13 protein-coding genes are annotated in these 13,026 nt (G+C 68.9%); 10 read left to right on the forward strand and 3 right to left on the reverse strand.

All coding sequences use genetic code 11. The annotated features are described in order from the left end of the window. Positions 1-114: 114 nt before the first annotated feature. Entirely contained in the window at positions 115-777 is a 663-nt protein-coding gene (locus tag BLQ77_RS14435) for an HAD family hydrolase (RefSeq protein WP_089960394.1), read from the forward strand. A gap of 6 nt (positions 778-783) precedes the next feature. On the opposite strand, the gene BLQ77_RS14440 is transcribed toward BLQ77_RS14435, so the two are convergent. After that, positions 784-1,869, reverse strand: a complete 1,086-nt coding sequence (locus BLQ77_RS14440) for a PA0069 family radical SAM protein (RefSeq protein ID WP_089960395.1) — start codon at positions 1,867-1,869, stop codon at positions 784-786. A 234-nt stretch (positions 1,870-2,103) separates the two neighbouring features. Between BLQ77_RS14440 and BLQ77_RS28775 the strand changes: the two genes are divergently transcribed. Then, positions 2,104-2,277: a hypothetical protein gene (locus BLQ77_RS28775; RefSeq protein WP_165617115.1), complete on the forward strand. Its 174-nt coding sequence runs from the start codon at positions 2,104-2,106 to the stop codon at positions 2,275-2,277. A 65-nt stretch (positions 2,278-2,342) separates the two neighbouring features. On the opposite strand, the gene BLQ77_RS14445 is transcribed toward BLQ77_RS28775, so the two are convergent. Beyond that, entirely contained in the window at positions 2,343-3,860 is a 1,518-nt protein-coding gene (locus BLQ77_RS14445) for a divergent polysaccharide deacetylase family protein (protein ID WP_089960399.1), read from the reverse strand. A 129-nt stretch (positions 3,861-3,989) separates the two neighbouring features. On the opposite strand from BLQ77_RS14445, the gene BLQ77_RS14450 reads away from it, so the two are divergent. The 7 genes from BLQ77_RS14450 (at position 3,990) to lexA (ending at position 9,478) form a co-directional block, all read left to right on the forward strand. Then, positions 3,990-4,571: an anthranilate synthase component II gene (locus tag BLQ77_RS14450; protein ID WP_089960400.1), complete on the forward strand. Its 582-nt coding sequence runs from the start codon at positions 3,990-3,992 to the stop codon at positions 4,569-4,571. Next, positions 4,568-5,590 (forward strand): anthranilate phosphoribosyltransferase, encoded by a 1,023-nt coding sequence (trpD, locus tag BLQ77_RS14455; protein WP_008886122.1) that lies wholly within the window; start codon positions 4,568-4,570, stop codon positions 5,588-5,590. The genes BLQ77_RS14450 and trpD overlap by 4 nt, the downstream gene beginning before the upstream one ends. Further along, the gene (locus tag BLQ77_RS14460; RefSeq protein ID WP_089960404.1) at positions 5,587-6,240 is read left to right on the forward strand and encodes a uracil-DNA glycosylase; all 654 of its coding nucleotides are present in this window, start codon (positions 5,587-5,589) and stop codon (positions 6,238-6,240) included. Before trpD ends, BLQ77_RS14460 begins: the two co-directional genes overlap by 4 nt. Then, positions 6,237-7,040, forward strand: coding sequence for an indole-3-glycerol phosphate synthase TrpC (gene trpC, locus BLQ77_RS14465; RefSeq protein ID WP_089960409.1), 804 nt, complete (start codon positions 6,237-6,239; stop codon positions 7,038-7,040). Before BLQ77_RS14460 ends, trpC begins: the two co-directional genes overlap by 4 nt. Further along, positions 7,037-7,513 carry a cyclic pyranopterin monophosphate synthase MoaC gene (moaC, locus tag BLQ77_RS14470; protein WP_089960413.1) on the forward strand — a complete coding sequence of 159 codons (477 nt, stop codon included), beginning with the start codon at positions 7,037-7,039 and terminating at the stop codon, positions 7,511-7,513. Before trpC ends, moaC begins: the two co-directional genes overlap by 4 nt. After that, the gene (locus BLQ77_RS14475) at positions 7,510-8,676 is read left to right on the forward strand and encodes a molybdopterin molybdotransferase MoeA (RefSeq protein WP_089960416.1); all 1,167 of its coding nucleotides are present in this window, start codon (positions 7,510-7,512) and stop codon (positions 8,674-8,676) included. The genes moaC and BLQ77_RS14475 overlap by 4 nt, the downstream gene beginning before the upstream one ends. Positions 8,677-8,782: 106 nt before the next feature. Further along, positions 8,783-9,478: a transcriptional repressor LexA gene (lexA, locus tag BLQ77_RS14480; protein ID WP_089960418.1), complete on the forward strand. Its 696-nt coding sequence runs from the start codon at positions 8,783-8,785 to the stop codon at positions 9,476-9,478. Here lexA and BLQ77_RS14485 read toward each other — a convergent pair. Then, on the reverse strand, positions 9,472-11,514 hold the full coding sequence (locus tag BLQ77_RS14485) for a ComEC/Rec2 family competence protein (protein WP_089960421.1): 2,043 nt from the start codon (positions 11,512-11,514) through the stop codon (positions 9,472-9,474). The genes lexA and BLQ77_RS14485 overlap by 7 nt on opposite strands. Before the next feature lie 72 nt (positions 11,515-11,586). Between BLQ77_RS14485 and gltX the strand changes: the two genes are divergently transcribed. Next, positions 11,587-13,017: a glutamate--tRNA ligase gene (gene gltX / locus BLQ77_RS14490; protein ID WP_089960427.1), complete on the forward strand. Its 1,431-nt coding sequence runs from the start codon at positions 11,587-11,589 to the stop codon at positions 13,015-13,017. Positions 13,018-13,026: the final 9 nt, after the last annotated feature.

Below are 13,026 nucleotides of genomic sequence, written 5' to 3' on the forward strand. Positions count from 1 at the left end.
CTGTCGGCGACCGGCCGCCCCTGTGCGCATCGGTCCGGGACCCGCCCCTTGACGCGGGCGCCCCCGTGGTGACTTTGGGAGCGGTAACGCAACCCGGCAAGAACTGGCGACGGCATGGCACTGAAGGCCCTTCTCTTCGATCTCGACGGCACCCTGCTGATCTCGGACCCGCTGCACATCGCGGTCTTCGGCGAGTTCTTCGCCGAGCGCGGCATGCCCTATTCCGAAGAGGTCTACGAGCGCCAGATTCACGGCTCGCACAATGCTGAGATCTTCCCGCGGCTGTTCCCGGGCGAAGATGCCGTTGCGCTGGCCACCGAAAAGGAAGCCCGCTTCCGGGATCGCCTCCAGCCCGGTACGCCGCCGATGCCCGGCGCGCCGGAGCTGCTCGATCTCGGCTCGGCCGAGGGCTGGGCGGTGGCCGTCGTCACCAATGCCCCGCGCGAGAACGCCGAGCACATGCTGCGCGCCATCGGCCTGCGCGAGCGTTTCGAGGTGATCGTGATCGGCGACGAGTGCAGCCGCGGCAAGCCCGACCCCGAGCCTTATCTCGAGGCCATGCGCCAGCTTGATGTGAGGCCGCAGGATTGCATCGCCTTCGAGGACAGCCAGAGCGGGATGCGCGCGGCGGCGCGTTCCGGCGCCTTTGCTATCGGCGTCTGCTCGGGGGTGGTGCCTGACCGCCTGCACGAGGCCGGCGCCCGTGCCACGATTACAGATTTCACCGACCCCGCGCTGCCGGGCCTGCTCGACCGTCTGCGCGAGCCCGGCGCCTGAGGGACGTCAGAACAGGCTGAGCTGGTCCCCCGCCCGCGCCGGCGGCTGGAACAGGTCCGTGCGCAGCGGCGGCAGTTTGCGGTCGAGCCCAAGCCGCCGCGCTGCCTTGCGGAAGCGTTGCGCGATGATCTCGGCGTAGTGGCCCTCGCCCCGCATCCGGTGGTGCCACTTGGCGCTGTATTCCTGCCCGCCATGCATCTCGCGCAGCCGCGCCATGACGCGGGCGGCGCGGTCGGGGTAGTGCTCGGCCAGCCAGGATTGCCACAGCGGCGAGACCTCGAGCGGCAGTCGCAGCATGATCCAGCTTGCCGCAATCGCCCCGGCCTCGGCCCCCGCCTCGAGGATGCGCTCCATCTCGTGATCGGTGAGCGCGGGCACCACGGGCGAAACCATGATCCGCGCCTCGATCCCGGCCTCGTGCAGCTTCCGGATGGTTGCGAGGCGTCGCTTAGGCTGCGGCACGCGGGGTTCCATCCGGCGGGCGAGATCGGCGTCAAGCGTGGTGACCGAGATCCCCACCCGCGCCAGCCCCTGCGACGCCATCTCCGACAGGATGTCGATGTCGCGCTCGATCAGCGTGCCCTTGGTGACGATGGCGACCGGGTGCTTGAAATCGCGCAGCACCTCGAGGCAGGCGCGCATGATGCCCCGGTCGCGCTCGATGGGCTGGTAGGGATCGGTGTTGGTGCCGATGGCGATGGTCTGCGGCTGGTAGCGCCGCGCCCTGAGCTCGCGCGACAGCACCTCGGGCGCGTCGGGGCGGGCAATGAGGCGGGTCTCGAAGTCGAGCCCCGGCGACAGGCCGAGATACGCATGCGACGGCCGCGCGAAGCAGTAGATGCAACCGTGCTCGCAGCCGCGATAGGGGTTGATCGAGCGGTCGAAGGGAATATCCGGGGAGGCATTGTAGGCGACGAGGCTGCGCGGACGCTCCTCGCTGACCTCGGTGCGCAGCGGCGGCAGCTCCTCGTCGCGGTCCCAGCCGTCGTCCGTATCCTCGTAGGCCAGACGCTCGAACCGCCCCGTCTCACGGCTGGCGGCGCCCCGTCCGGGACGGCGGTCTGGGGAGAGATATCGGGGCGACTGGGTCATCGCCTGAGGTTAGAACATATGTGGAACACTGGCAATCGGGGCCGTGTGGCGCCCTGCCCCCAGGGTCATCGCCGGACCCGCCCTGGCGGCCGGAAGCGGCGGAAAATCGCTTCATCAATCCCCAGAGCGGAATATGAAAACTCGGTGAAAACAGCCAGAATTCATATCCGTGAAGGGATTGGCCTTTATTCCGAGGGACCAAGCCCCTATCTTGAATGGGCAAAGGAGTCGATCATGCCGGTGACACATCTCGTGACCCTGATCATCGCGGTTCTTGCGCTGTCGGGTCTGACTGTCTGGGCGTTCCTGTCCTGGGGCGCAGGCACTGTGATCCCGCTGCTGGCGGCGCTCGCGCTGGCCGTACGCTGGGCGGTTTCCCCCGTGTCTCCGGACGACACGCACGCCTGACCAGCTCGCGATGATACGCAGACCCTGCCGCCTTTCGGCAGGGCCATCCTGGTGGCCGTCCGGCCTTACTCCACGCTCTCCCGCAGGATCGCCGACACCGGCACCAGTTCCACGCTGCTGGCGCGGTCCTGAAGCCCCCAGAGCAGCAGCGCCGAGACCGTGTCGGCGCGCAGGCGACCCAGCATCACCACCGGACCTTCCTGCCGCGCCTTGAAGGCGGCCTGGTCGAGGAAGCGGCGCATCACGCGCGGATCCTGTCCCTCGCCGTCGAAATCGCGGAACACCGTGGCCGAGGGCACGCCCTCGCGCAGCGCCAGCGCCTGCCCGGTGTTGAGCCCCTTCGGCAGCATTAGCAGCCCGTGCCCGGAGGCGTGCAGGAAGCGCGCTGTCTGGTCTGCGATCGCGCGCGAGGCCTGCAGACCGTCGCCCGGCGCCTCGAGCACGCCGATGGCCTCGGGCACGGCACCGAGCGCGCCTTCGAGCGAGATCTCCACGTCCGAGGCCTGCGCGCCTTCGGGGGCGCTGGCCATGGTCAGCACCTCGAAGCCTTCCTCGCGGTAGGCCCGCGCAGCGCCGATGGCGTCGGGGTGCGAGGGCGAGATGGCGAAGCTCACCGGAAAGGGGAACTCTCCGACAGTCTCGGGGCCAAGCGGCCCGCTGCCGTCGTCAATCAGCACGATGGACATGTGCGGCTCGCCCGGCGTCAGGTTCGAGGGTGCCGAGAACACATCGAGCGGACGCAGACCGCCCGCGCCGTCCGTGCTATCCGCCGAGGCGGCGGTGTCTTCGCCAATGCTGGGCAGGCGGTCGCTGGGGCCGGTGCCGTCGCGGCCGATTAGCGACCCGGCGGGCGTGCCGGTGGCCGGGCGGCTCTCGCCCCCGGTCTGCGGCAGGACGACCACCTCGGGGATCGCCTCCGCCTCGGGCTCCGGCTCGGAGGTCGCACCCTCGTAGGGCGCGGGCATCGGCGGCGCAGCGGTTTCGGTGGCAAGCTCGGGCGAGGCTTCGGCCTCGGGCGCCTCTGTCACCGGCGAGGTCGCCTCGCCGCGCCGGGGCGCGTTTGCTGCCGCGACGACGGGCTCCGGCGCGGTGTCGGGCGCATCGGGGGCCACGGGGGCGTCCAGCTCGGTCACGGTCTCGGGCGGGGTGTCATCGAGCGCAGGCTCGGCGATCACGGCTTCGGTCTCGGTCTCTGCCTCGGCAACAGCGGTCTCTTCGACCTCGGTCTCGGGCTTCGCATCCGCGACAGGGGATACGGTCTCATCTGCCACCGTCTCTGCCTCGGCCATCGCCTCATCCTTCGCGGGCGCCTCTGCACTGTCGGCGTCGCTAACGGGCTCGGAAACGGCTTCCGCTGCCTCCGTAGGTGCACCACCCTCGGCCACGGTATCACCGGTTTCGGGACTCTCCGAAATGGCCCCCGCGACCGGCTCGGCGCCTTCGGCCCCGGGCACCGCCGCGACCTCCGGCTCAGCGCCCGGCAGCGCGCGCTCGGGCGGGCCCATCGCGATGGACAGAGCCCCCGCACCCGCGACCGAAACCACCGTCCCGATGAGTACGCCTGCGACAAAGCCTTTCGCCATCACCGTCTACCCTTCTCTGCCCCCGGTCCCGTTCCGGACCTTTGATCCGGCGCATCCCCTTGACGCTGCACCGCCTCCGGGCGCATGTATAGCCCGGACACAAGGCCGCCTTCCAGCCCGAGATTGACCATGCTTCTGCTCATCGACAACTACGACAGCTTTACTTACAACCTCGTTCATTACGTGGGCGAGCTGGGTGTCGAGGCACAGGTCTGGCGCAACGACGCGCTCAACGTGCAGGAGGCGATGGCGATGAAACCCGCCGGCATCCTGCTGAGCCCCGGTCCCTGCGATCCGGACCAGGCGGGCATCTGCCTCGCGCTGACCGCCGCCGCCGCCGAGACCCGCACGCCGCTCTTCGGTGTCTGCCTCGGTCACCAGACCATCGGACAGGCCTTCGGCGGCAAGGTCGTGCAGCATTCCGAGATCGTGCACGGCAAGATGGGCACCATGCACCACGACGACACCGGCGTTTTCGCTGGCCTGCCCTCGCCCTTCGAGGCCACGCGCTACCACTCTCTGGTGGTCGAACGAGAGAGCCTGCCCGACTGCCTCCTGCCCAACGCGTGGCTCGAGGATGGCACCATCATGGGCCTGCGTCACCGCGACCTGCCCATTCACGGCGTGCAGTTCCACCCCGAGAGCATCGCCTCGGAGCATGGGCACGCCCTGATCGAGAACTTCCTGAAGACCATGAAAGTCCCTGCATGAGCGACCGCCTTAAGCCGTTGATCGGCACCGCCGCCACCCGTCCGCTGACCCGAGACGAGGCGGAGGCCGCCTTCGAGGTGCTGTTCGAGGGGGAAGCCACGCCCGCGCAGATGGGGGGGCTCTTGATGGCTCTCCGCACCCGGGGTGAGACCGTGGACGAATACGCCGCCGCCGCGGGCGTGATGCGCGCCAAGTGCAACGCCGTGACCGCGCCCGAGGGCGCCATCGACATCGTCGGCACCGGCGGCGACGGCAAGGGCACGCTGAACATCTCGACCGCCACCGCCTTCGTGGTGGCCGGCGCCGGCGTCACCGTCGCCAAGCACGGCAACCGCAACCTCTCGTCCAAGTCCGGCTCTGCCGACGCGCTGAGCCAGATGGGCGTCGAGGTGATGCTGCCGGCCACCTCGATCGCGCCGATCCTCGAGAAGGTCGGCATCTGCTTCATGATGGCGCCGATGCACCACCCGGCGATGAAGCACGTGATGCCGGTGCGCATGGAACTCGGCACCCGCACGATCTTCAACATCCTCGGGCCGCTGACCAACCCGGCGGGCGTGAAGCGCCAGCTGACCGGAGCGTTCTCGCGCGACCTGATCCGCCCGATGGCCGAGACGCTGGGCCAGCTGGGCTCGACGCGGGCATGGCTGGTGCACGGCTCGGACGGCACCGACGAGCTGGCGATCTCGGGCGTGAGCTGGGTCGCGGCGCTCGAGGAGGACGGCAGCGTGCGCGAGGTCGAACTTCACCCCGAGGACGCGGGCCTGCCCGAGCACCCCTTCGAGGAGATCGTCGGCGGCACGCCCGCCGAGAACGCCAAGGCCTTCCGAGAGCTTCTTGATGGCGCCAGGACCGCCTATCGCGATGCGGTCCTTCTGAATTCGTCCGCCGCGCTTGTGGTGGCGGGCAAGGCTGCGGACCTGCGCGAGGGCGTCGCGATGGCCGTCCAGAGCATCGACAGCGGTGCGGCGCTTGCCAAGGTGCAGGCGCTGGCCGAGGCCTCGAAACTGGCGGCATGACCCCGCCTTCCGACTGGGCCCACCTGCCCTTTTTCGCCAAGGACCTGCCGCGCATCGAAGCCGCGCTCGCGGGGGACGCGCGCCAGATCCTGCCACCTGCGCCGCAGGTTTTCGCCGCGCTCGATGCCTGCCCGCCAAAGCGTGTCCGCGCGGTGATCCTCGGGCAGGATCCCTACCCGACGCCCGGCCACGCGCATGGGCTGGCGTTTTCGGTCGAGCCCGAGGTGCGACCGCTGCCGCGATCGCTCAACAACATCTACAAGGAACTGCAGGAAGAGTTCGGGGCCTGTCCGCCGAACGGAGATCTGCGCTTCTGGGCCGCCCAGGGCGTGCTGCTCCTGAACACCGCACTGACGGTGCCCGCGGGCTCGGCCGGCGCCCACGCCAAGCTCGGCTGGTCGAAACTCACCGCGCAAGTGCTTGAAACTCTGTCTCAAACGCCGCGCGCCTTCATCCTTTGGGGCAATCACGCGCAGGGCTTCGCTCCGCATATCCGAGGCGCGGATCACCTGATCCTGCGCTCGGCCCATCCCTCGCCGCTCTCGGCGCGCCGCGGCTTTTTCGGGTCGCGCCCCTTTTCCCGCGTCAACGAGTGGCTTATTGCAAGGGGCGACACGCCCATCAACTGGACGACGCCGGAGGCCCCATGACCCAGACGATCCTCGACAAGATCAAGGCCTACAAGCTGGAAGAGGTCGCCGCCGACAAGGCCGCGAAACCGCTGGCCGACGTCGAGGCCGAGGCCCGCGCGGCCTCGCCCGTGCGCCCCTTCGGTGCCGCGCTGCGCAAGGCCGCCACCGCGGGCTACGGGCTGATTGCCGAAGTCAAGAAGGCCTCTCCCTCCAAGGGTCTGATCCGTAATGATTTTCATCCCGCGACACTGGCCGCCGCCTATGAGCGCGGTGGGGCCACCTGCCTGTCGGTGCTGACCGACACCCCCTCGTTCCAGGGCGCGAAATCATTCCTCACCGAGGCCCGCAGCGCCACCTCGCTGCCGGCGCTGCGCAAGGATTTCATGTACGACACCTACCAGGTCGCCGAGGCCCGCGCGCTGGGCGCCGATTGCATCCTGATCATCATGGCCAGCGTCTCGGACGCGCAGGCCGCCGAGCTCGAGGATGCCGCCCTGAGCTGGGGCATGGACGCGCTGATCGAGGTGCATGACGCGCCGGAACTCGAGCGCGCACTGGCGCTGAAATCGCCGCTGATCGGCGTGAACAACCGCAATCTCAAGACCTTCGAGACCACGCTCGACACCACGCGCACCCTCTCGAAGGGGGTCTCGGGCGACCGGCTCCTGATCTCCGAGAGCGGGCTCAACACGCCCGCGGATCTTGCCGACATGGCCGCCCACGGCGCCCGCGCCTTCCTCATCGGCGAAAGCCTGATGCGTCAGGACGATGTCGAGCTTGCGACCCGGATGCTGCTCAAGGACCCCGTCGCGGCATGAGCGGCCTCAGCCATTTCGACGCCAAGGGCGACGCGCACATGGTCGATGTCTCCGACAAGGCCGTGACCGCGCGCATCGCCACCGCAGAGGGCTGGGTGAAGATGGCGCCGGAGACGTTTGAAATCATTACCGACGGCCGCGCAAAGAAGGGCGATGTCATCGGCATCGCACGGCTCGCGGGGATCATGGGGGCCAAGAAGACGCCCGAACTGATCCCGCTTTGCCACCCGCTTCCGGTGACCAAGGTCGCGGTCGAACTGATCCCCGACGCGGATCTTCCGGGCCTGCGCATCGAGGCCACCGTCAAGACCACCGGCCAGACCGGCGTCGAGATGGAGGCGCTGACCGCGGTCTCGACCGCCGCGCTCACGGTCTATGACATGGCCAAGGCCGTCGACAAGGGCATGGAGATCGGAGGCATCCGCGTCATCCTGAAAGATGGCGGAAAATCCGGACGTTACGAGGCAAAATGATCTCTGTTTCCGAAGCTCTGGACCGGCTCTTCTCGCTCGCGGAACCGCTGCCGACCGAAGACGTGCAGCTGATCGAGGCCGCGGGCCGTGTGCTCTCGCGCAGTGTCGCGGCGCGCCGTGACCAGCCGCCCTTCGCGGCGTCCGCCATGGACGGCTACGCAGTGTCCGAGGCCGCACCGGGCCTCAGCTTCACGGTCGTCGGCGAATCCGCCGCCGGGGCGCGCTACCTTGGCCGCATCGGTGCCGGCGAGGCGGTACGGATCTTCACCGGCGCCCCCGTGCCCGAAGGCGCGAATATCGTTGTCATACAGGAGGATGTGGATCGCGACGGCGACCGCATCACGATCACCGACCGGCTGGGCCAGGGTGACAATATCCGCGCCTATGGCAACGACTTCCGCGTGGGCGACACGGTGAGCGCGCCACGCGTGCTGACGCCGCAGGACATCGCGCTTCTGGCCTCGATGAACATCGCCCGTGTGCCGGTGACCCGCCGTCCCAAGGTCGCGCTCATCTCGACCGGCGACGAGCTGGTGATGCCCGGCGAAGAGCCCGGCCCCGACCAGATCATCGCCTCGAACACCTTCGGCCTGCACGCGCTGCTGCGCCAGATCGGCGCCGAGCCGCGGCTGCTGCCCATCGCCGGCGACAGCGAGGCGTCGCTGCGCACGGTGTTTGGCCTCGTGGACGACGCCGACCTCGTGGTGACCATCGGCGGTGCCTCGGTCGGCGATCACGATCTCGTCGCGCAAGTGGCCGAGGCCATGGGCCTCGAGCGCTCCTTCCACAAGGTTGCGATGCGCCCGGGCAAGCCGCTGATGTCCGGCCGTCTGGGCGATGCAATGATGATGGGCCTTCCGGGAAACCCTGTCTCGGCAATGGTTTGCGGGCATATCTTCATCGCTCCGGTGATCCGCGCCATGCTCGGGCTCGGTGCCGCGCCGGCAGAGCGCAAGAGCGCGGTTCTGGCCGCACCGGTCGGCCCCAACGGACCGCGCGAGCACTACATGCGGGCCCGTGTCACCCCCGATGGGGTCCGCGCCTTCGAGCGTCAGGACAGCTCGCTTCTGAGCATCCTCGGCGAGGCCGGCGGGCTGATCGTCCGCCCGCCGCGCGACCCGGCCCGCGAAGCCGGTGAGACCGTGGAGTACGTGCCCTTCTGAAGCCCACACCGAAGCGCCCGCCCGTTTCGTCTTTCCCGCGAACGTGTTGACACAAATAGTGAACATGCGTAGAACAAAGGGAAGACAAGCGACCGGGGAACGCGCCATGCTGACCAAGAAACAGCTCGACCTTCTGGATTTCATCAACAAGCGGATGCAGCGGGACGGCGTGCCGCCCAGCTTTGACGAGATGAAGGAGGCCCTTGATCTGCGGTCCAAATCCGGGATCCACCGGCTGATCACCGCGCTCGAGGAACGTGGCTTCATCCGCCGTCTCGCGCATCGCGCCCGCGCCATCGAGATTGTCAAGCTCCCCGAAAGCCTCGGCGGACGTCCCGCGGGCTTCGCGCCCAAGGTGATCGACGGCGACATCCCCGACAGCCGCCCCGCCGCCGCCCGTCCGGTCGCGACCATCGAGGCGATGGAGCTGCAGGTGCTGGGCCGCATCGCCGCCGGTGAGCCGATCCAGTCGATCGCCGACGACCCTCCGGGCATCGCCGTGCCGACGGGTATGCTGTCCGCGAACGCCCGGCACTATGCCCTTGAAGTGCGTGGTGATTCCATGATCGAGGCGGGGATCAACGATGGGGACGTCGTGATCATCCGCGAGACCTCGAGCGCCGAGAACGGCGACATCGTCGTGGCCCAGATCGAGGGCTACGAGGCCACGCTCAAGCGCTTCCGGCGCAAGGGCGACGCCATCGTTCTCGAAGCGGCCAACCCGGCCTACGAGCCGCGCGTGCTGCCCGTTGGCTCGGTCAAGGTTCAGGGCCGTCTCGTCGGCCTGATCCGGACCTACTGATCCCTTGACCCCGCCCCGTGCCACAGCCTGTGGCCGGCGGCGGTGACGATACGCGGTCCCTGCGGCGTCAGCCAGACCGCCACGGCCCCGGTGGCGCGCAGCCGCTCGGGATCGTAGATATCGCAACCGGGGATCTCGGGGATATCGACGCTCGAGACCACCAGTTCGCTGCCGTCACAGCCCCCGAAAGCCTGCGCCGCCCGCGAGCCCTGCAGATGCGTGACGCGCAGCCCCGCCAGCGTGATCCGGGCGGTGCGCTCTTCGGCGCCCGGAGGCCAGAGCGCGGCAGCCTCTTCCTGTCCGCCCGCCTGCCCGTCGTTCTCCAGCCAGATCCCAGCCAGGAACCCGGCGCCACGCTCGCGCGAGAGCGCCCGGCCGTTTTCGGTCATTGCGCCCACCAGCGCGCCGGTGTCGGCGATCAGCACGTCGGGGCGCGCCGAGGCGCTCCAGAGCGCTGCCGCCAGCGCCACGGGCACAAGCCCCGCGAGGCGGAAACGGCCCTGCCAGAGGCAGAGCATCAGCCCTCCGAGCGCCAGCAGCGGCAGTACCATCGGCCCCGGCGCCAGAACGTGGCCGAGCGAGCCCTCCCAGCCCGAGACGGTGCGCGCCACGAAGAGGATCCAGTCGAGCGCCGGTTTCATCAGCCAGAGCGCCAGCCAGTCGAGCCCGAACGGCAGCAGCAGTGCTGCGACCACCGCCATTGGCACCACGACCATGCCCATGATCGGCACCGAGACGAGGTTGGCCACCAGCCCGTAGTGCGCGATCAGGTTGAAATGCGCCATGGCCACCGGTGCGGTCGCCAGCGACGCGGTGGCCGAGGAGACCACGACCGAGATCACCGGGCGTACCCAGCGCGGGGCGTTGCGCTCGGCGCCGCGGTCGCGCAGCCAGCCGAAGACCGTGACCAGCGCCACGGTGGCTGCGAAGGACATCTGGAAGCCCGGCCCCAGAAGCGCCTCGGGGCGCAGGACCAGCACCACCAGCGCCGCCAGCGCTACGGCGCGCAGAGAGAGCGCACGGCGGTCACAGATCACCGCGACGAGCATGACGGCGACCATGATGAAGGCGCGCTCGGTGGCGACATTGCCGCCCGAGAGCGCAAGGTAGCCGGCCGAGGCCGCCAGCGCCACGGCGGCGGCGATCTTCTTGCCGGGCCAGTAGTGGCGGCTGCGCGGATGGGCGAGCAGCAGCAGCCGGGTGGCGCCGAAGACGAAACCCGCCAGAAGACCCATGTGCAGGCCCGAGATCGCCAGCAGATGCGCGAGGTTGCTGTGGCGCAGGGCGTCGAGCGTCTCCTGCCCCATGCCTGAGCGGTCGCCGGTCATGATGGCGGCGGCGAAGGCCCCGGATTCGCCCGGCAGCGCCGCCTGCACCCGGGCCGAGAGCCACATCCTGGCACGCAGCACGTGCTGGCCGCCTTCCGGGGGCTCGAGCAGCAGCGCCGGCGTGCGGGTGTAGCCCACGGCGCCGAGGCGCAGGAACCACGCATGGCGCCGGAAGTCGAAGCCGCCGGGCTCGGCCGCGCCGCCGGGGGGCGCGAGATGTCCGGTGAGGATGACGGTCTGGCCCGGTGCGGGCGTCAGGAAGCCCTGGGTGCCATGCAGCGCCACACGGACCCGCTCGGGCGTCTCCTGCGGCGCCATCCGGCGCAGCACCACCCGGTCGAGCGTCAGCCGCAGCGCGTCCGAGGCAGAGCGGTCGATCTCGACCACGCGTCCCTCGACCGGGCCATAGTAGCGGAAACCGAGCTGCGGCGCGGCGACCATGTGCGCCCGTGCCCCCGCAAGCGCGATGCCGCAAAGGATGAGCCCTGCCGCGATGGCCAGGGGTGCGCGCCCCACCCGAAGCCACCGCGACAGGAAAAGCACCGCCACACCAAGAACGCAGCACATACCCAACGCATAAATCGGCGGTTCTTCCGGCAAGCCGAAATACAACCCGATCCCCGTGGCGAGTGCCACGGGAACCCATGGAAACAGGTGACCTCTCTGCTCGGTCAGTGCCGTCTCGAGTCGCACAGCGACCTGCCGCATACTTGCTCCTGCCCCGTCCGCTGGTTAAGGAACGCCACGAACGCTACGCCAATTCTGGTTACCGAAAGGTTAATGAACGCCATGTCCGCCTCGCCCGTCGTCACCCGCTTCGCCCCTTCGCCCACGGGCTTCCTGCACATCGGCGGCGCGCGGACGGCGCTGTTCAACTGGCTCTATGCCCGGGGCCGCGGCGGCCAGTTCCTGTTGCGCATCGAGGACACCGACCGCGCCCGCTCGACCCCCGAGGCGACCGACGCGATCCTCAAGGGGCTCGACTGGCTCGGGCTCGACCATGACGGCGAGGTGGTGAGCCAGTTCGACCGTGCCGGCCGCCACGCCGAGGTGGCGCGGTCGCTGCTCGACAAGGGGGCGGCCTACAAGTGCTTCTCGACCCAGGACGAGATTTCCGCATTTCGGGAACAGGCGAAGGAAGAGGGCCGCTCGACCCTGTTCCAGAGCCCCTGGCGGGATGCCGATCCCGCGACCTTCCCGGACGCGCCCTACGTGATCCGCCTCAAGACCCCGACCGAGGGCGAGACGGTGATCGAGGACGAGGTGCAGGGCCGCGTGGTGATCCGCAACGACCAGCTCGACGACATGATCCTGTTACGGTCCGATGGCACCCCTGTCTACATGCTGGCGGTGGTCGTCGACGACCATGACATGGGCGTCACCCATGTGATCCGGGGGGATGATCACCTGAACAACGCGGCGCGGCAGATGGGCATCTACACGGCCATGGGCTGGGACGTGCCGGTCTGGGCCCACATCCCTCTGATCCACGGCCCCGACGGCAAGAAGCTGTCGAAGCGCCACGGCGCGCTCGGCGTCGACGAGTACCAGAAGATGGGCTACCCGGCGGCGGGTATGCGCAACTACCTCGCCCGGCTCGGGTGGAGCCACGGCGACGACGAATTCTTCACCGATGCGCAGGCCACCGAGTGGTTCGATCTGGGCGGAATCGGCAAGTCCCCGGCCCGCTTCGATTTCAAGAAGCTCGAGAATCTCTGCGGCCAGCACATCGCCATCGCCGACGATGCTGCACTGCTGCAAGAGATCGAGGCATATCTTGAGGCGGCCGGTCTCGCTGACCTTACGGAAACGCAGCGCTCCGGCATGGCGCGCGCCATGTACTGCCTGAAGGACCGCGCCAAGACTTTCCTGGAACTTATTGAAAAAGCTCACTTTGCCCTTGCGTCTGCGCCGCTTGAGATGGACGAGAAGGCGGCCGCCGCGCTTGACCCAGTATCCCGTGGTATACTGGCTGCGTTGACGCCGCACCTGCAAAGTGCTAGCTGGTCGCGGGAAGAGCTCGAGGGGGTGATGGCCGCTTTTGCAGAGGCACAGGGGACCAAATTCGGCAAGCTGGCCGGACCCATGCGTGCGGCGCTTGCAGGCCGTTCGGTCACTCCGAGCGTTTTCGACATGATGCTGGTGCTCGGCAAGGAGGAGAGCCTCCTTCGCATCGAGCAGGCAGCGGCCTCAGGGACGGAGAACGGGTAACGCCCCCCT

Source organism: Salipiger thiooxidans, assembly GCF_900102075.1.
GTDB lineage: Bacteria > Pseudomonadota > Alphaproteobacteria > Rhodobacterales > Rhodobacteraceae > Salipiger > Salipiger thiooxidans.